We start from the raw sequence: 20905 nt of genomic DNA on the forward strand, positions 1-20905 counted from the left end.
ACTGGAATTACGGGCACTGCCACATGGCTTTCTGGTTTATGCTTTCGCTATTTAGTCTGACAAAGAATAAGTTAAGTTTTACTGATACTATAGGAAGCGTACTAAGTCCGCAGTTCCGGTAAAAATTTAAAAACAGATTAATTCCGGCTACGATTATTGCCGTTGCTATTCTTATTTTCAAAATCTTTTTCGCTGGCTCCCACGCCAAAGTAGCGGATGTTGTAGGTAAAGGTGAGCATAAAGTAGCGTTGCAGCACGTTGGTTTGTACGTCTTCTACGTAAGCATCGGAAATGTTGCGCCAGATACTGTTGTTTTGTTTTAGTAAATCGTAAACGCTTAAATTAATTTCGCCGCGCTTATTGGCAAATATTTTTTTACCTACGCTCATGTTCCAAAGCAAAAAGTTGTTGCTGATATCCGAAAGACCTGCGTTTGCCTGGTGGTTTAAATCGGTACGGTAAACAAAGCCCCTCCAAAACACCCAATTAAAACGCAGGCGGGTATTCTGCATAAAATAATTGTTGTTCATGTTCGGGCGCAGGGTATTTTTTACAATATTATATCGGGAGTTGGTAGAAACGGTAAAATCTAAATTCTCGCTGATGTTACTACTTACAGATAACCCCAAACGGAAATTGCTGGTGTTGGCTATGTTTTGATCATTATCAATTAAACCCGGCCGCCGGGTACGACCTATTGAACCATTCACATTTACGTTAGAGGAAATAAAAGTAACCGGCTGGCCGTAGCTAAAGTAAGAGCGAACATCATAATAACCATTTAAATTTACCGGCCGGATAAGCTGGGCGCCCCGACCCAAAGTAACACTCTCGTTTAGTTGGAGGGGTTCTCTTACAATTAAGGTGCTATTGGTAATATAATCCTGGATAAAAGTACCCTGCACGTTCGCGTAAAAAGATTTGTTGGTTTCCGGATTATGGGCCCGGTATTCGAGCCTTAACCAATTTTGGTAAGATTGCTGCAAGTCGGTGTTACCTCTTCTTACCTGTAGTGGGTTCGAATAATCAATTACATCCTGCAACTGATTGATGGAAGGAGCGCTGGTAGAGGCCCGGTAGTTTAATTGAATGTTGTTTGATTTAGAAAACCGGTATTCCAGGCGGGCATTTGGCAAAATACTTTCAAAAGTACGGTTAATGTTGTACACACTGGGGTATTCTTGTTCATTCCGCAGGGTAGCCTGCTGGTACGATGCTTCTACCTGCAACCTGATTTTTTCAGTGTTGTACCGGTAACCGGCTTCTGCTTCCTGCGTTAAATAAGCATTGTTAAAGGTATTGCTCAAGCCCGGACTAAGCAAAGAAAAATCGCCTAGTTGTTCGAGGTAATCGTAGGTGCGTTTATCTGAATCGTTTAAGCGGTTACCAATTTCGTATTCCAGCTCTACCTGTCCGTTTTTACCAATGGGTTCGGTGTAGGAAACTTCACCTTCCCAGTTAAAGCCTTTTCTGTCCAGGTTGGTGTATTGGTTTAAAGTCTGGCTGCTATCGGGGTTGTAAAAAGTATTCGTAGCTAAACGGTAGCTATCGCCGCCATCTGTATGGTACCCGCTGCGTACATTAAAGGTAATGCTGCGACCTTCTTTTAAAAAGCGGTGGCTATACAAAAGCGTATTATTAAAATCACCGTTCAACTGGTCGCCATTAGACTGGTTCTCCGTTTGATTTAAAATTCCTAAATCGTAATCGGTACGGCCCAGAAAATACGAGTTGTAATCATAATTTTGCAAATTTAAGTTCGGCCGAAAAAGGATGCGGTTGCGGTCGTCTATTTTGTATTCCAGGCGCATGGCAAAACGGTGGTTGGCATCTACGTTCCTGGAACGGCTATTTTCGGTGTATACCTGCCCGGAGTCGGCACTGGCTTGTTCTACATCCGTAGGAATAATGTAGTCGCGGTAGCGGTTTTGCGTGGTAAGATTGCGACGATTATTGTAAAAGTAGCTGCCCGAAACGTCTATTTTTTTTCCCCATTTATTGGCGTAATTCAATCCTATGGCGTTGGAAGTAATAATGCCATTTTGAGGTCTTTGGTCGCCGGAATTAGGATCGGCCGAAAAATTTAAAGTATTTATATTGTTGCCCAGCCCTGTAACGGTAATGCGGCGGTCGTCGCTGAAAAAATTAACGCTCGCTCCGGCCAGATACCGGTTATCGGAACCATACCCACCCGATACCCGGCCAAAACGACCTATTTTGCGGGTTGGCTTAGTAACAATATTAATGGTTTTAATTCTTTCGCCATCGTCAAAACCGCTTAGTTCGGCTTTATCGCTTTTTTTATCAAATACCTGAATATTGGCAATTACATCGGCGGGTAAGTTCTGCAAAGCGGTATTAACATCGGTACCAAAGAAAGGCTTACCGTCAATTAAAATTTGCTGCACGTTTTCGCCCTGTGCCTGAATGGCTCCGTCCTGAATCATGATGCCGGGCATTTTCTGAACTAAATCCTGGGCGCTGGCATCGGCGGCAGTTTTAAAAGCGGCAGCGTTAAACTGAGCCGTGTCGCCTTTTAATTCTCCGGGTGGCGTACGACCAATAATTTCGACAGCACTTAAAGTAACGGCTTCCTCCTGAATAGCCAAAGTGCCCATATTTAAAGACGTCTGCCCGATTTCGATGGACTTAGCCAAAGGATAGAAGCCAATAAATTGCACCCGCAGCATATACTTACCGGGAGTTACGGGTTCTAATCTAAATTTTCCTTCTACATCAGTGGTGCCGCCCATAATAGGAACCGAATCGGTTTCTTTGGTTAGAATTACAGTAGCTCCGGGCAAAAAACTTTTATCGGCCGCACTCTGCACCGAACCAAAAACCGCTAGACGTTGCGCATAAATTGGAAAAAAACTTAGAGAACAAATTAACAGGAGTAAAAACTTTTGCATTTTTTAATAAACAGATGGTAAGCGGTTTAAGGATTATGGGTTAGTACGAGAAAAAATCAAATACAGTCAAGGCCGGCTAATCTAATGCTCAATTTTGTACTAATTCTGAAGCACCTCTACGTATTAGAGGTAAGTTGTAGTACAGCCGGACAATATTCTTCCTTCAGGTTACATTTTTCTCCTTGCCCTTGCCTACCTGCGCCTTTAAATTTACTTTTTTGAACCTGCCTACTTTCAAAAAGTTTGCGTCTAAAAAATAAACCAGGCGCTATTTCACCCTTTCCGGTCAGGAAGGTGTCTTTACAAGCAGAAGAATAATTATGGAAAATAAGGAATATCCCTTGGACCCGCATATTTTTGAAAAAGCTGATCTGATTTTGCGCTACTACCAAGGTGAATTAAATAGCCAGGAAAGCGAAAGACTGGAACAATGGTTAGCCGAGGACGAAGCAAACCGACACTTTGCCGAAAGCTTAAAAGACGAAGATACCCTACAAGAACAATTAGACTTTTTTGGTTCTGTTGATACGGCGGCAGCTTGGAAAAAAATAGCGCCGCAGCTTAGTGATTCAAAAAAGGACATTAGCTTTTGGCGCAACACCGAATACCTGAAATACGCGGCGGTTCTTCTACTCGTTTGCCTGGCGGGAGCTTTTGCTTTTAAAAAAATTTATTTTAACCAGAACACCAATAATAAAGCAAATTTAAGTATCGCTGAAAAGCCCAAAAGAGTAACTCCTGCTACAAAAATTAAAAAAAATAAGGCGCAACTTCTTTTAGCAAGCGGCTCGGTCATTGATCTGGAGAACCAACAGAATGGCATTATCTGGAATAAAAACGGTGCCCGGATTACAAAAAACAAAACAGAATTGCATTTTTCTTTTTCGCCTGATGCCATTCATAATACCGATAAAAGTGGAGTAAATACTTTAACTACTCCGGCGGGCAGTCAATATAAAATAACTTTACCCGATGGTAGTGAGGTGTGGCTGAATGCTTCGTCGACCTTAAGTTTTTCGAATTCTTTTAAAAAGAAAAACCGCGTGGTAGAGCTAAGCGGCGAAGCTTATTTTGAAGTAGCCAAAGATAAACATAAACCTTTTTTAGTAATGGCTAATAATACCACGGTAGAAGTGCTGGGCACTCATTTTAATGTGATGGCTTACCAGGAAGAAAAATCCATTAATACTACTTTGCTGGAAGGCTCGGTTAAAATTAGTAACAACAACAGCCATACCATTATAAAACCCGGCTACCAGGCCAAAGCCGGAAAAACCATTGAAGTAGAAAAAGTAAATGTAGACGCTGCGGTTGCCTGGAAAAAAGGTTTGTTTCAGTTCCAGAACACAGATTTAAAAACGATTATGCGACAACTGGAAAGATGGTACGGGATAGAAATTAGTTTTAAAGGTGCTATCCGTAATCAGCATTTTACCGGCATTATTTCGCAGCAAAACGACATTGCCCAGGTACTAAAAATGATTCAATTATCCGGAAAATTAAACTTTAAAATAGAAGGCAAAAAAGTAATTATACTGCCTTAAAACAGAAGATACTACCTAATAGATAAGTCTTTAAAACAAAGGCCAGCCGTGTTGGCGCACGGCTGGCCTTAACCGGACTAATCTGTTAGACTTAATATTTCCCTGTACTAAATCTTTTATTCATCCTTAAGCAAATTTATGAAAGTAAATCGACGCGGCAAGAGCTTACCAAACCTCTATTTGTACTCTTTCAAAAAATTAATTATTATGAAACTTACTATAATGCTGCTAACCGTTGCGTTTCTGCAAGTAAGTGCAAAAGCAAATTCCCAGAATATCTCTATCTCAGAGAAAAACACTTCGCTGGAAAAAGTTTTTGAAATTATTCATAAGCAGAGTGGCTATTTATTTATCTACAACAACGAACTGTTAAAAACGGCCAAACCGGTAACGTTAAATTTAAGAGCCGTTTCCCTGGAACAAGCACTAAGCTCTATTCTGGAAGGCCAGCCCCTTACCTATACCTTGCTGGATAAAACTATTATTATCCGGGCGAAAGCCGCTCCTCCGAAAGCAGCAATATTAAATATTGATGTAAAAGGAAAAGTTCAGGACGAAAAAGGGGAACCCTTACCCGGTGTGAGCATTCAGATAAGCGGCACTTCCCAAGGTACCGTAACCGATGCTTCTGGAAATTTTTCGATTAATGTCCCGGAAAATGCCAGTTTAATTTTTTCCTACATTGGCTATGCCAACCAAACCGTAGCAGTAAATGGCCGGGTTGAAATTACCGTTACCATGGCCGCCGATGAAAAGGTTTTAAACGAAGTAGTGGTTACGGCTTTAGGTATTTCCCGGGAAAAGAAAGCCTTAGCTTATTCGGTATCCGAAGTAAAAGGCGATGAATTTACCCAAGCCCGCGAAAACAACCTTGCCAATGCTTTAACCGGAAAAATTGCCGGGGTAAATGCTACGGGTTTATCTACGGGCCCGGGTGGTTCCAGCCGGGTAATTATCCGGGGCAATGGTTCTTTGGCTGGTTCTAACACGCCTTTATATGTAATTAACGGTATGCCCCTGGATAACTCTACGCCAGGTGGTAGCGCTACTACCAACGGAGGTGGCACCAACGTAGACCGCGGCGATGGTATTGCCGGCATTAACCCCGACGATATAGAAAGTATTTCCGTGCTAAAAGGTGGTACGGCGGCGGCTTTGTACGGTTCCCGGGCCGCCAACGGCGTTATTTTAATTACCACTAAAAAAGGCCGGGCGCAGCAAGGTATTGGCGTGCAGTATAATTCTACCTTTACCGCCGAGAACGTTTCTGTTTTCCCGGATTGGCAATACGAATACGGCCAGGGCTTGGAAGGCCGGAAACCAGCCGATGCTTCGCAGGCGATTCAAACGGGCCGCTGGTCGTGGGGAGCTAAGATTGATGGCTCTGATTTTATTGCAGCCGATGGCAAAACCCACCCGTACGTAGCTCAGAAAAATAACATTAAAAATTTCTACCAGACTGGTAAAACTTTTACTAATACGCTGGCTTTTAACGGCGGCACCGAAGCTTTAAATTTCCGGCTTTCTTTATCCGACCTCGACAGCAAAGCCATTCTTCCTAATTCTACTTACGACCGCAAAAACGCCACTTTAAGTTTAAACAGCAAAATTGGCAAAAGAATTACCATTGAAGGTTTAGCCCAGTACAACAACGAAAAAGCCCATAATCGCCCTAGTGCCGGCGATGCTACCGGTAACCCCAACTGGACGCCTTACATGATTGCCAACACCGTAGACATGCGGTGGCTAAGACCGGGCTACGATGCCAACGGCATGGAAACTCCCTGGAACGATGCCGGCGTAGCTACCAACGCTTACTTTGTAGTAAATAAATTTCAGAATAACGATAGCAAAAACCGCTTTATCGGTCAGGCCAGCATCCAGTTTAATTTGCTCGACAACTTATACATCAAAGGCCAGGTAGCCCGCGATTTTAGTAACTACAACTTCGAATCGACTATTCCAACCGGTACTATTTATACCACGGGTAGCAAAGGCGAAATGAGCCAGTTCACCAACGAATCGAGTGAAACCAACGCCATGGTCACCGCCAACTACAACACCAATCTTAGCGAAAACTTTGGTCTGAATGTATTAGCCGGTGCTAACCGGCGTAATAATTACATCCGGAGCTATAATTTAGCGGGTAACCAGTTTATTATTCCTTTTTTCTATACTTTCTCTAACTTAACCAATACCACCCAATCGCAGAGTTTTTCCGAAACCGCTACTAATTCCTTATTCGGTTCCGTAGATTTAGATTACAAAGGTTTTGCGTATTTAACTTTCACTGGTCGAAACGACTGGTTTTCGACCTTAAGCCCGAAGAACAACAGTGTTTTTTATCCATCGGTTGGTGGTAGCTTTATCTTATCACAGGCGCTGCAATTGCCCCGGGCCATTAGCTTAGCTAAGTTAAGAGCTTCCTGGGCGCAGGTTGGCGGCGGCGGACCTAATCCGTACCAGATTAATTTATCGTACAGCATGGTTCCCAGCAGTACCGTGCCCTTGCAGGACGTAACCAGCACTACCATTTCTAACCAGGTTTTAGGTCCTTTAACTTCTACTACCGCCGAAGTAGGCTTGGATTTACAATTCTTTGAACGCCGCTTAGGTTTAGATGTAACACTTTACAACCGCAAAACCACCAATGATATTGTTTCTACCGCTATTAGCCCTACTTCCGGTTTCGAGAACATAATTTTAAACGTGGGCGAAATGTACAATAAAGGAATTGAGACTTTAATTACCGGTACACCGGTTAAAACCAACAATTTCTCATGGAATACCAGCTACAATTTTGCCTATAACAAAAACGAAGTAGTGCGCTTAGCCGAAGGCTTAAACACCATTCAGATGGCTACTACGGTAAATAACTACGCCAACGTAAACAGCACGGTAGGTCAGCCTTACGGGGTAATTACCGGTTATACCATGGCCCGCGACGAAAATAACAACATTATTTTCGACCCGAAATCAGGCTTTCCGGTACGCTCGCCTTTAAAACAATTAGGTAACGGGGTAGCCCCGCTCACCATGGGCTTAACCAACGAGTTTACTTATAAAAACTTCTCTTTAAATGTGTTGCTCGACGGAAAGTTTGGCAACAAAGTTTTCTCGATGATGGAAGTGTACGGGATCCGGATGGGTTTGCTTAAAATGACTTTACCCGGCCGGGAAAATGGCTTAGAAGTTAATGGCGTAACCCCGGAAGGTGCTCCTTATTCGCGTACGGTACCTGTAAAAGATTTGCGGGTATGGTATGATAATTACAAGAATTACTCCGATGTGTTTTTACACGATGGTAGTTTCGTGAAGCTTCGTCAGGTAATTTTCACCTATAATATCCCGGCCAATAAAATTCCTATACTCAAGTTACAGAACGCTTCTATCTCTTTTGTGGCGCGTAACCTGGCCATTCTATACCGCAAAACCGACAACTTCGACCCGGAATCCAGCTTTACCAACGGTAATGCGCAGGGTTTTGAATCGTTTGGTTTGCCCCGTACCCGCAGCATGGGTGTGAATTTTATGGTTAGATTTTAATTTTTAGCGAGTAATCATCATGAAAATAAATAGCAAATTATCCTCCTTTATATATAGCCTTAGTCTCTGCGCTTCTTTATGCTTAGTCACAGCCTGCGACGATGGATTTGAAGAAATGAACGTGAATCCGAACGCTTACGAAAAAGTAGTTCCGGAATTTATGTTCAGTAAAGCTTTGTACGACGGTACCCGCAACCGGCTGGGCGGCGCCGATGGTGCCATGCAGTACACCACCAGTTTTAACGAAGTAGCCGGTTTTGGTTCTAAATACATTTTCCTCCAAGGCTCGGCGCCTTACGGCGTATTTACCAGCGCCTACACCAACGAAATTCAGGAAATTACCGATGTTATTTTAAGCATTAAAGACGACCCGAATAATAGTAATAAACTGGCAGCATCGCGCATTTGGCGGGCTTACAGCTTCCATAGAGTTACTGATTTATACGGCGACATTCCGTACACCCAGGCTGGTTTGGGTTACCGCGAAGGAATATTAAAACCGAAATACGACAAACAGGAAGATATTTACAAAGACATGCTGAAAGAGCTGGAAGAAGCTACCAGTCAGTTTGATGCTTCTAAACCAACTTTTGGTAATGCCGATGTTATTTACGGCGGCAATATTGATAAATGGAAAAAATTTGGTTATTCCCTGATGTTACGCCTGGGCATGCGCCTGACCAAAGTAGACCCAACTCTGGCCGAAGCCTGGGTGAGAAAAGCCATTGCGGGCGGAGTAATCGTAAACGATGCGGATATTGCGCAAGTACTATTCGTGGCCGGCGGCCAGGCGATCAATCAAAACCCCTTAGCCAATTCTTACCTTTCCAGCGATTACTCTGCGGCCAATGGCAGCACCAACCGCGAAGGCGGTAAATATGCCAATACGTTCATCAACTATTTACAAAACAATAACGACCCGCGCTTAAGAGTACTTTCGGTAGTTTGGGTAAATGGCAAACCCGATACTACGGCCGCTATTCAAAAAGGCATGCCGCAGAATTTCCAAACCAAACCCGCCGATTTTGTAACGTATTCCGAACCGAACCCAGCCACTTTGCTGCGCTTAGATACACCGGTTTTACTTATGACCAGCGCCGAAATGAATTTCTTACTCGCCGAAGCCGCTTTGCGGAGCTGGTATACCGGCGAAACTCCGGAACAATTATATAACAACGGGGTGCGTTCCGCCATGAAACAATGGGGCGCATGGGGCGGCGCCGGCCTTATTTCCGATGCACAAATTACTACTTATTTAGCCAGCCATCCTTACAATGCTGCTGGTACTTTAGAGCAGCAAATGGAGCAAATTCATACACAGTTCTGGGCCTCACTTTTCCCTGATTCGCAGGAAGTATTTGCCAACTGGCGGCGCACGGGCTATCCGGCTTTAGTTCCGAACAATGTTCCGGGTAATGCTACTAATGCCACTATTTTCCGGCGCATGTTATACCCAACCATTGAAGAAAGCTTAAACCCAGAGAATCTGCAGGAAGCTGTAAATCGCTTAGGGGGTAATACTTTCTTAACCCGCATCTGGTGGGATAAATAAAAATGCATTGTGTAACTTACAACCTTAAATAATTTAAAACCATTATAAAAATGAACAAGACGCCTAGAAGATCCATCTTAAAAAAGTTACTTGCCTCTGTGGCTGGCATTAGCGGATTTGGTTTAGCTGCCAAAGCGAACGGTTTGGAAAGCTCAGAAAAAGAAGCTTTTAACATTACCAACTACCAGGATGTACCCTTATTTTCTGGTTCTACCAAGCACGGTAATTTAATTTTTGTTGCGGGTAAAGGAGCTCACTTTGATGGCGATATTAAAGCGCATACCGAACACGTATTAAAAGAATTAGAAACCGAGCTAACCAAGGCGGGTTCTTCTATGCAGAAGGTGTTAAAAGTAAACGTTTACCTCGCTGACTTAAACGATTACAAAGCCATGAACGAAGTGTACAAAGGCAAATTCGGCAGCAAACCTCCGGTACGTACCACAGTTGCAACTTACGGCGGTGTACCCGGCGATTCGCTCGTAGAAATGGATTGCATCGCTTACGTGTAATTTTTTAAATTTTTTCTTTTCTGGGTTCGAAGGCTTTTTTCCTGTATTGTTTATCTTTGAGAAAAGCTTTTGGCCTAGAAAAGAAATTTTTTAAATAACTACTATGGCGCGGAAGTTACTTCCGTGTCTTACTTTAAATGCAAGCTGGTTATAATTATCTAAAGCTTTCGTTCGCATAACTAGCTGATTAGCTGTGATTTCTACCTGAAGTTGTTTCATTGCTCGCTTTCTTGTTCTTTTTGTCTTGACACAAAAAGAACCAAAAAAGTCAAGACGCTATAAATTCGCTGACCGCTCGAATAGTTTATCGTCATTCTTTGCACCTGGTTAGTGCTACTTGTTGCATAGTAGATTAGCAAAATTTTAAATTTTTAAAATTCTATCCATGGTGTCATTCAGAATGAACCTATTTAGCTACGGAGCAGCAGCAGATCAAATTTTATGAGCCTTTTAAGGCACCTATTTAATTTAAAACGCTGCTTTGAAGAGAAGTTCCCCTTTGGAGGGGGCTGGGGGAGGATTTAGGATATCTACTTTAATGCTTTGCTGTATTTAAAAACACGATTTACCTTTAGTAAATCATAATTATTAAAACAATTTTCCTTTATTAAATTACTTTTTTAGAGAAATATAATTACCCGATTCTTTATCCTTCATTCTTCATTTTAAGCTGAAGGACTAATTGATTATTGTTTAAGAATTTAACTTAGAAGCAATGCTAAAAACTTTAATTGCCGCTTTGTGCCTGTTACCTTACACGCTCGTTTTTGCTCAGAACCAACCTTACAACATTGTTATTAAAGGTGGGCACGTGATTGATCCGAAGAACAATATTGATAGCCCCATGGATGTAGCCATTACAGATGGAAAAATAGCTCTGGTAGCTAAAAACATCGACGCTAAACAAGGCATACAGGTGGTAGATGCCAAAGGATTGTACGTTACACCGGGTTTAATTGATATCCATACGCACCATTTTTACGGCACCAACATGGACCAGACGTACATGAATGGACCCAATGCTTTTCCGCCGGATGGTTTTACTTTCCGGAATGGCGTAACTACCGTGGTAGATGCCGGTAGCCCAGGTTGGCGCACCTTCCCCATCTATAAAAAACAAACCATTGATGCTTCTAAAACCCGCGTACTGGCTTTTTTAAATATTTCCGGAGAAGGCATGCGTGGGGGCAATTACGAGCAAAACACCAGCGACATGGATGCTAAATTATCGGCTAATACCGCACGGCAATACAAAGATTACGTGGTAGGTTTTAAAGTAGCCCACTTCGAAGGTCCGGACTGGACTCCCGTAGACCGCGCCGTGGAAGCGGGTAAATTAGCTGGTGGCCTGCCGGTAATGATTGACTTTGGGGGCAGCAACCCTCCTCTTTCTATTGAAGAATTGTTTACCAAACACTTACGCCCCGGCGATATTTACACGCACGCTTTCGGCCAGTTAGCTAGCCGTGAATACATTGTGGATTTAACTACCAAAAAAGTAAAGCCATTTGTGTGGGAAGCCCAGAAACGCGGAATTATATTTGACGTGGGTTACGGCGGAATTAGTTTTGCCTTTTCACAGGCCGTACCCGCCCTGGCTAATAAATTTTATCCTAACACCATCAGCACCGACATTCACATTGGTAGCATGAACGAGGCCATGAAAGATATGCTTACCACCATGTCTAAATTTTTGGCGATGGGCATGGATCTGCAAAGTGTTATTAAAGCCAGCACCTGGACCCCTGCTCAGGTAATTAAACACGAAGAACTAGGTCATTTATCCGTAGGTGCCCCGGCCGACGTGGCGGTATTGGGGGTGCGCAAAGGTAAATTTGGTTTGTTTGATTATACCGGTTATAAAATTGATACCGATAAAAGGCTGGAATGCGAACTTACCGTACGCGACGGCAAAGTAGTATACAATTTAAATGGTATTACTACGCCGGTGGTATTACCCCGGAACGCTCCTGCTTCGCGCCCAACTACGCAATCATCCCGAACACATTAAACGGTAGCGTAAGCCATTTTCTTAAATCAGAACCAACTTCTTAATTAAAAATTTAAAAACTAGATTCAGTTAAGGGGTTGGCTCCTCCAGATTCAGAATAATTGACTTATAAATGTGAACAAGAAAATTTTAGGATACCCACAATGGCAATTATTTCTACTTTTTTAAACCGGGCTTGCTTTCTGGGTGCTTTATTGGCCATTCCCGGATTATGCCTGAGTCAGGATATTAAAGACCCTGAAAAAACTACTCCCAACACGCAGCCTACCAATGCTCCGGCCATTAAACCATTGCGGGCATTACGGCCAGATATTCAAATAAGCCACGTGATGACGGTAGAACCCAAAGCCGTCCGGTTGTTGTATCAAGCCAAAACCGGTGATTTGTGGTATACTACTTTCGATGGCGACGTGTATCAGATAAAAAATAATAAAGATGCTACGCCTGCCAGCCAGAAAGTATTCTCGGCGCAGGAACATGGCATTATCCGTTTGCAGGGAGCTGTTTTTTTAGATAATACCTTGTTTTTATGCGGCAATACAAGTGTAAATAATGGCAAAGGCACTACCGGCCGCATGGTACGCTACGACCTGGGCACTCCGGGCAAGCCTACCATGACGGAAGTATTTAATACCGTAGAATATGGCACCAACAAAACTACCTTCGACCACGGCTGGAACGCCCTGGAAGTAAGCCCCGACGGGAAATACATTTACGTTAACAGCGGGGCCCGTACCGATCACGGCGAGGTACAGGACAACGGCGGGCTTTACCCCAATGCCCGTAATGGCGCTTTAACGGGCAATATCTTCCGCTTTCCAATTTCTGCTAAAAACGTTCTTTTACCCAACGATTTAGTTAAATTAAAAGCCGATGGTTATCTATACGCCGAAGGAATTCGCAATGCTTACGATCTGGCATTTGATGGTGAAGGCAACTTGTTTGGCGTCTCCAACTCCCCGGATTATGATATGCCCGAAGATATGTTCTGGATCCGGGAAGGGCACCATTACGGTTTTCCATGGGTAATGGGCGGCATCGAAAATCCGCAGCAATACCCCGATTGGCAACCAAGTCCGGAAACCGACCCATTCATCAATAAATTTGCGCATGCCTGGCAGGTACGGTATTTCCACAACGACCCTGAATTTCCGAAAAGACCGGAAGGCGTAAAGTTTACCCCCGGCGTACAAAACCTGGGACCAGATGCCAACGAGTACCGCACCAACGCAGGCAAAGTAGTAGACGGTGACCAAACCGGAATTACCATTAGTACGTTTACACCGCACGCTTCGCCGCTGGGTTTGCTTTTTGATAAGAAGAAAGTTTTGGCCAAAGATTTAAAAGGCGATGGTTTTGTAATCCGGTATTCTTTAGGCGCCCGTTCCAGTTTAATGAAACCTTTTACCGAAGAAGGAGCCGATTTATTACACCTGGATTTAACCTATAACAAAGCCGCTGATAATTATTTCGTAAAAACCACTCGCCTGGTAGATGGCTTTAAAGAAGCAAGTGATGCCGTAATGGTGGGCAACGAAGTATATGTAATTGAATACGGCGGCCGGGTAGGCGGCAATCTTTGGAAAATTACTTTACCCAAAGATTCTAAAGCCAAAATAACCGAGTTTGTCAGTCAAAATAACAGCAAATAAGCCTATTAAGATTTTTAATTTATTATATCCGACTTAACAAAGAAATTTAGCTAAACTTTAATCTATGTCCCAGATTTTACCGGATGCAGTTCGGATAAAATCTGGGATTTTTGCTTTTAATAACTAATTGTGTAAACGTTATTCTATAACGAATAGGATCAAATTTCGGCTTAAAGGTTTTTAAATTACCTATGCCTATTTACTATTTTTCTTTGGAGCCTTTTCAAGCCTCCAGGCTGCGGTGCTATCTAGTTTGACAAGCCTAAGTTTGCCTCGTGGCCGGCTGGCCTCGTTTGGCTCTTTCGGGCGGTTTAGCGAACCTTGGCTCACTGCGTTGCGCCATGCTGCTCTGCAGCACCGGAACGCTAAAAGGCCCTCCACAGCCAAACTGGTGTCTTTGCTAGTAGCTACTGTTCTTGAGTTTTAACCAATTAGAGCATCTACTAATTGAGTGCCTGCATAAAATAAGCTAAATGTATTCATCATTCAGGAGGAAACTAGTTAACTACGTAACCAACTAGTTTCCTCCTGAATGATGAATACGATTGAAGGGTTCAATTTAGGAAGCAAATCCATCAGGAAGGCAAACCCATATGAAACGGTAAGCTTTAAAAATTATAATTTTACTAAAATACTATAGTTAATATTCTGGAGGCAACAGTAGCTACTCCCAACAATACCAGTTTGGCTATGGAGCACCTGCTAAGCTTCCGGTACTGCGCATCAGTATTCCGCAGACGGATTCGAGGAAAAAAAAGGATAGCGAGTGCGAGAGAGCCGAACGAGGCCGGCCGGCCACGAGGCAAAACTTGAAATATCAAACCAGATAGCACCCTAGTATGTAGTCTTAAAAAGGCTCCAAAGAATACCTTTTATTCAACTTAATACAGTACTGGATTTATACCACTAAATATCCCCAACTTGCCTGATTTTCAGATCAGAAAACCTCTTTTATGTTTCCTTACAAGTTAAATTTTAATTGAATCAGACCTAAAATCTTGGAATACTTTTGTAAAGAATTACTCTATATTGAAAAAGTTTACTAAAAATTTTACTAAATATAAAGGAGGGCTTTATAATTTGATTACAATTTGATAAATTACGGGTAATCCGTTAACAAATAAACAAACCCAAACCCAATCCTTAATACTCGGCAGGCAACTTCTGCTAACTAGAAGTGAGTTTAAATTTTAAGCATATTTCTACAAAAAGTGGTTTTTATTGCAAATTATACTGCAAATATTACCTATCTTTAGATAAAACTATTACTTTTAAACCATAAACCCATAAAATTTTAACTTGCCCCTTTCTAAAAGTTATGAAAATATGCCAAAAGTCGGAGCCTAACTTTGCAGAACTTACCAAGGAAGAAGTTTTTGAACAATTTTTTAAAAGCTATTACTCCCGGTTAGTTTACTTCGCTTACCAGATTCTGGCGGATAAATCTAAAGCCGAGGACATTGTACAGGAAGCGTTTATTAAATTCTGGGACCACAAAGAAGAGGTTACCATGAATCCGGTGGCTATTAAAAACTTTCTATATTCTACCGTTAAGAATTCCAGCCTGAATATTGTCCGGCATGAAAAGGTAGTAGAAAAATATAAGAGTAATTTTACCCCCGCCGAAGTAGAAGAAACCACTGTAGTTAATTATATTATTCAATCTGAAGTACTGGCTGAAATTCACCAGGCCATTCAAACTTTACCGGAAAGTTGCCAACGCATTTCGCGGATGGGTTATCTGGAAGGCATGAAAAACCACGAGATCGCGGCTACATTAGGCATTTCCATTAACACCGTTAAAACTCAAAAACAACGGGCCATGCAGTTACTCCGTCTGCGGCTTAACCCAGAAACGTTTGCCTTACTGCTGGTTTTATTTGATTATCCATTTTGTTAAGCAAATAGTAGTTATTAGTTATTTAATCAGTAAATACCTGCTAGTTAAATATTTAGCACAACGTATAGGCATTACTTCCTACTTCATAAACTATAACCTTCTCTTGTTAAAAGCAGAAGAAATCATTTGTTTTTCTTTCTTAAATAAATTACAGGAAATTCTTCCCTTCTTTCACCCGAAAAGCTTAGTGGCGTGTCTTTACTTAAACCGATAAAAATTGCTAAATCTCTTCTGTTACTTTAAATTAACACTATATTAATAAGTATTTTTTAAAGATTAATAGTGCCCGGAATTTGTACTAATCGTTTTTTCATCGGCGTAACAAAACAGAAAACAGCATTTAAATAATCAGGAAATTAAATGGGCGAGAACAAACCAATAAAGGATAGGAATTAAATGAGTTCAATTAAAATCTAGCAGGAACAAATTAGTTTTTTATTGTTTGACTCCCCATTTACTCCTTATTTATATTCATTACATTGTAATATTTTACTAAATGTAACCTTAATCAGAAAAGAAATTATTTTACTTTCCTGGATACAGATTAGAAACCAAAATTCATCCATTCAAAAATAAAAATGCCCTCATTTTAAATAGTAGTATGAAACGCAGAGATATTCTTAAAGGCTTGTCCGTTTTGCCAATTAGCGGAGTGGTGGCCGCTAGTCAATCGGCTATGGCGCATTCGGAAGCGCCTTCCGAGTTCGATTTATTAAATTACATGAAGCGCACGGAAAGCCCGGAAATGATGGGACCACTCAAAGCAGGACCCAATATTTATCAATCTATCGGGGTGGAACCTATTATTAATTGCCGCGGAACTTTCACCATTATTGGTGCTTCCGTGGAATTGCCCGAAGTACGGGAAGCCATGGAATATGCCTGTCGTTATTTTGTACAATTAGATGAGTTAGCGCTGGGAGTGGGCAAACGACTTTCAGAAATTACCGGAGCCGAATGGGGTATGGTTTCGTCGGGTTGTGCCGCGGGTATGAAGCACGTTACGGCAGCCTGTGTAACGGGCGGCAATCCGGAAAAATTAATTCGGATTCCGGATTTAGCCGGTTTCGATAAAACCGAAGTAATTATTCCGAAAGACTCCCGCAACGTGTACGACCACGCCATCCGGAACATTGGGGTAAAAATTATAATGGTTGATTCGGAGGATGAACTACGCAGCGCCATTAGCCCACGTACGGCCATGATTTACGCCAACGCCGATGGCTTACCTGCTTCGGGTCCGCTTTCTTTAGAAAGTATTGCCGCCATTGCCAAACCGAAAAACGTTCCAATTCTGGTAGATGCGGCCGCGGAAATGTTAACCATCCCGAACGTACATTTGCAGAAAGGTGCTTCGGTGGTAGCTTACAGCGGTGGTAAAGGTATCCGGGGCCCGCAATGCGCCGGTTTGCTGCTAGGTAAAAAAGACATTTTAATGGCTGCCTGGCAAGCCAGTGCCCCGCACCACGGACCTGGCCGGGATAATAAAGTAGGCCGCGAAGAAGTAATGGGCATGTTAGCCGCCGTAGAAACCTGGGTAAAACGCGACCACGACAAAGAGTACAAAACCTGGATGGGTTACCTGGACACCATTGCCAACCGGGTTAAAAAGATTGACGGCGTACAAACCACCATTAAAGAACCAACCGGTTTAGCTAACCACACACCTAGCCTAATCATTTCCTGGGACCCGGCTAAATTAAATATTATTGGGATTGAATTAGCCAACGAGCTATCCAGCACCAAACCCCGCATTGCCCTAAGTACCTACAACGGTAACCGCAACGGTACTCCCGATCCAAATGTAACAGGTCTATCCATTAGTTCCTGGATGATGCAACCAGGCAACGATAAAGTAGTGGCCGACCGGATTTATGACGTACTTGCCCGGAAACGCCCGCCGCGGGTTACTACCATGAAGTCGCCGAGCACTAATATTACCGGCCGCTGGGATGCTACTATTAACTTTTTTAATAGCCAGAGCCAGCACACGCTGTTCGTTGAAAAACAAGACGGCAATTGGTTGCAAGGTTCGCACAAAGGCGACTTTGATGTACGGGATATGTCTGGCACGTTAGAAGGCGATAAAGTAATTTTCCGAAGTATGTACCGGGCACCCGGCGATGGTATCAGTTTTACTTTCTCCGGCACCGTTGCCGGCGATACCATGTCCGGCGATATCCACATGGGCGAGTACCTGACGGCCAAATTTACCGCTAAAAAATACGTTTACCCCGATTCGCACCAAACCATATTCGTACCAATTGGTCCGCCTTTATCTAGCTAAGCAATAAAGTAAATCTTTAATTGTGACTGAGGTAAATTGCAAAGTAAAGTTGTCCTTCAGGAGGAAACTATTTAACTACGTAGCTAAATAGTTTCCTTCTGAAGGACAGAAACAGAGGGCTGTTCTCCTACTTCAACTGCATTTACCTTAATGCTTAATTATTTGATATTTCTGCTTCAAAGAGGAATTAAGTAGTTGAATTTCTACCTTCTTCTTTTAAGCTTTTGGAAGTTTTTAGGAAGTAAAATTTAAGCTCTTCCTGTAAATACTCTGGAAGTTTATTTAACCAATATCTGACAATATTGCGAAAAGAAAATTCGGGAAAGTGCCTTAAGAAATAAATAGCCGAAGCATTTACTCCATTTAATAATTACCCTTAAAAGCGCCTCTATCTGCTAAATAAACCTTATATTAGTAATTGCCGGATTTTAAATTTAGCATCAGCTAAAAAGTTTACCATTATAAATGCTTAAACCAACCTTAACCAAGTATTTAGTAGCCGCTAGTATCTGTATTTGTGGGCTAACTTCTTATATTTCTGTAACTGATACCTCGGCCTTTTTACAGGACGGAGGAAGATGGGTAGCGCCACCTACCGCCGACAAATTAAAAAGCCCGTACCCGGTAGAACCACTTACCTTAACCCAGGGCGAAGAATTATTTGTAATGTATTGTTCTCCTTGCCACGGCGAAAATGGCTACGGCGATGGCGCGGCCGGTGGTGCCATGGGAATAAAGCCGGCCAACTTCCATTCGCCGGTAGTACAAAAACAAAGCGATGGAGCCTTATTCTGGAAATTATCCGAAGGGCGGGGCAACATGCCACCTTTTAAAGAATCCTTATCCGAAGAACAAAGATGGCAATTAGTAGCCTACCTGCGTAAATTAGGCGAAACCGTAGATAACACAGCGGCAGGTGCTCCAACTTCTAAACCAACCGCACAACCCAATACAACTCCGGCAAAACCATCTCCGGAGACGAAGACTGCCGCAACGCCTACTAAATCGCCGGAACCGAAGCAAAATATTTCTCCTTCTGCTCCACCTGCTTCTACAACCGCTAATACTCCTGCGGCTGAAGCGACTAAAGCCGGGCCTGAAATTAAAACACCCACTTCCTTACGGCCCGATATAAAAGTATCGCACGTAATGAAAATTGGACCATCGGCTATTCGTTTATTCCGCCACCCGCAAACCGGCGAATTCTGGTATAACACTTTTGAAGGCGACGTTTATAGAATTATTAATATTGATAAAAAAGATGCCCGCACGCAAAAAATATTTACCGCAGCGGAGCATGGTATTATCCGTTTACAAGGAGCCGTTTTCCATAACAACAGCTTGTTTTTGTGCGGCAATACCAGCGTAAATAACGGCAAAGGCACTACCGGCCGCATGGTACGCTACGATTTAGGTACCGGCAGAAAACCTACAATGACCGAAGTATTTAACACCGTAGAATACGGCACTAACGCTACCACCTTCGACCACGGCTGGAATGCTTTGGAAGTAAGTCCGGATGGAAAATTTATTTACGTAAATACCGGGGCTCGTACCGACCATGGCGAAGTACAGGATAACCGGGGAGCCTACCCCAATGCCCGCGACAACGCTTTAACCGCTAAAATTTACCGTTTCCCAATTAATGCGAAGAATTTGCTATTACCTGATGACGTGCAAAAGCTAAAAGCTGATGGCTATTTATTTGCCGAAGGTGTACGAAATGTTTTTGACATGGCTTTTGACCCGAGCGGAAATTTATTTGGGGTATCCAACTCACCAGATTATGACGCGCCCGAAGATATGTTCTGGCTCCGGCAAGGTCATCATTATGGTTTTCCTTGGGTATTTGGCGGCATTGATAATCCGCAGCAATATCCGGGATGGAACCCTAGTCCCGAAACCGACCCGTTTATTAGTAAAAATGCCCACGCCTGGATTGTAAAATACTTCCACGACGATCCTACTTTTCCGAAACCTCCAACTGGAGTTAAGTTTACTCCAGGGGTCCAAAACTTAGGTCCGGCCGCCAACGAATACCGCGACATAGCCTCCGGCAAAGTTACCGATGGCGATTTAACCGGTCAGGCAGTTAGCACCTTTAATGCGCACAGCTCACCACTGGCTTTATTTTTTGATACCAAAAAAGTTTTATCCGAAGAATTTAGAGGCGATGGATTTGTAATGCGCTATACAGGTGGCGGCAGAGTTGGGGCCAATAACCTACTCCGGAAAGAAGGCAGAGACTTACTGCATTTAAAATTAACTTATGACCCGGCCACCGATAATTATTTTGTTAAAACCTACCGCCTCGTGGACAATTTTAATGCTCCGGTTGATGCGGTAATGGTTGGAAACGAAGTGTATATCATGGAATATGCCGGCCAATCCGACGCAAATATCTGGAAGATAACTTTACCGAAAAGCTCCAAAGCCAGCGCGCAAAATACGCCTAAAACTAAAAAGAAAGCTTAACTTTTAGACACAAGTAAAATTAGACACAAGAATCTAGATTCTAGACATTAATGAAGTAATGACTTCTCGATTTAGTAAAACTTATTGTTGATTAAAAGAAAAAGCACCCGGCAGGTTTAAAATCTGCCGGATGCCTTTTCTTTTAAAGGATAAATCATCTCGCTCTAAGCTTCTTTCGCTTATGCCGCAGAATTTATTTTCGAGCCTGCAAATACACTTACTATTTTATAAATTAGGTCACTAATCACTTATCAAAAGAAAGGCAATGTCTACACCTGAAGGAAAGACGTTTGGTGTATAGCAAACAACTTTTAAAATTTCATTTTGAGCTTCATTCATTTATTAAAGATTCAGGAAAGCCGTAGTTAAATGCAATGATACCAGTTTGGCTGTTGAGAGCCTTTTAGCGTTCCGGTGCTGCAAAGCAGCATGGCGCAACGGAGTGAGCCAAGGTTCGCTAAACCGCCCGAAACAGCTAAACGAGGTCTGCCGGCCACGAGGCAAACTCAGCCGA

Annotated in this window: 12 protein-coding genes; 10 read left to right on the top strand and 2 right to left on the bottom strand. The window is 42.7% G+C overall.

Translation table 11 applies throughout. The features are described from left to right. Positions 1–137: 137 nt before the first annotated feature. A complete protein-coding gene (locus tag HUW48_RS23905; RefSeq protein ID WP_182413325.1) occupies positions 138–2912 on the bottom strand; it encodes an outer membrane beta-barrel protein in 2775 nt (924 codons plus the stop codon). Positions 2913–3232: 320 nt separating this feature from the next. On the opposite strand from HUW48_RS23905, the gene HUW48_RS23910 reads away from it, so the two are divergent. The 10 genes from HUW48_RS23910 to HUW48_RS27095 all read left to right on the top strand — a co-directional run bounded on the left by HUW48_RS23910 (position 3233) and on the right by HUW48_RS27095 (position 20391). Continuing rightward, complete coding sequence (locus HUW48_RS23910; RefSeq protein WP_182413326.1) at positions 3233–4456, top strand: FecR family protein; 1224 nt, start codon at positions 3233–3235, stop codon at positions 4454–4456. A gap of 207 nt (positions 4457–4663) precedes the next feature. Further along, the gene (locus HUW48_RS23915; protein ID WP_246343598.1) at positions 4664–8002 is read left to right on the top strand and encodes a SusC/RagA family TonB-linked outer membrane protein; all 3339 of its coding nucleotides are present in this window, start codon (positions 4664–4666) and stop codon (positions 8000–8002) included. 19 nt (positions 8003–8021) lie between these two features. Then, positions 8022–9554, top strand: coding sequence for a SusD/RagB family nutrient-binding outer membrane lipoprotein (locus HUW48_RS23920; RefSeq protein ID WP_182413328.1), 1533 nt, complete (start codon positions 8022–8024; stop codon positions 9552–9554). Between the two features lie 50 nt (positions 9555–9604). Continuing rightward, complete coding sequence (locus tag HUW48_RS23925; protein ID WP_182413329.1) at positions 9605–10066, top strand: RidA family protein; 462 nt, start codon at positions 9605–9607, stop codon at positions 10064–10066. 715 nt (positions 10067–10781) lie between these two features. Then, complete coding sequence (locus tag HUW48_RS23930) at positions 10782–12077, top strand: amidohydrolase/deacetylase family metallohydrolase (protein WP_182413330.1); 1296 nt, start codon at positions 10782–10784, stop codon at positions 12075–12077. Positions 12078–12220: 143 nt separating this feature from the next. Next, positions 12221–13729, top strand: a complete 1509-nt coding sequence (locus HUW48_RS23935; protein WP_182413331.1) for a PQQ-dependent sugar dehydrogenase — start codon at positions 12221–12223, stop codon at positions 13727–13729. A gap of 275 nt (positions 13730–14004) precedes the next feature. Next, complete coding sequence (locus tag HUW48_RS27405) at positions 14005–14133, top strand: hypothetical protein (protein WP_262891473.1); 129 nt, start codon at positions 14005–14007, stop codon at positions 14131–14133. A gap of 914 nt (positions 14134–15047) precedes the next feature. Continuing rightward, on the top strand, positions 15048–15629 hold the full coding sequence (locus tag HUW48_RS23940; protein WP_182413332.1) for an RNA polymerase sigma-70 factor: 582 nt from the start codon (positions 15048–15050) through the stop codon (positions 15627–15629). Positions 15630–16230: 601 nt separating this feature from the next. After that, positions 16231–17916: a PLP-dependent transferase gene (locus HUW48_RS23945; protein ID WP_182413333.1), complete on the top strand. Its 1686-nt coding sequence runs from the start codon at positions 16231–16233 to the stop codon at positions 17914–17916. A 465-nt stretch (positions 17917–18381) separates the two neighbouring features. Beyond that, a complete protein-coding gene (locus HUW48_RS27095) occupies positions 18382–20391 on the top strand; it encodes a c-type cytochrome (protein ID WP_246343600.1) in 2010 nt (669 codons plus the stop codon). Positions 20392–20756: 365 nt separating this feature from the next. Here HUW48_RS27095 and HUW48_RS27410 read toward each other — a convergent pair whose 3' ends face one another. Further along, on the bottom strand, positions 20757–20888 hold the full coding sequence (locus HUW48_RS27410; protein ID WP_262891474.1) for a hypothetical protein: 132 nt from the start codon (positions 20886–20888) through the stop codon (positions 20757–20759). Positions 20889–20905 lie beyond the last annotated feature (17 nt).

The organism is Adhaeribacter radiodurans, from assembly GCF_014075995.1.
Lineage (GTDB): Bacteria > Bacteroidota > Bacteroidia > Cytophagales > Hymenobacteraceae > Adhaeribacter > Adhaeribacter radiodurans.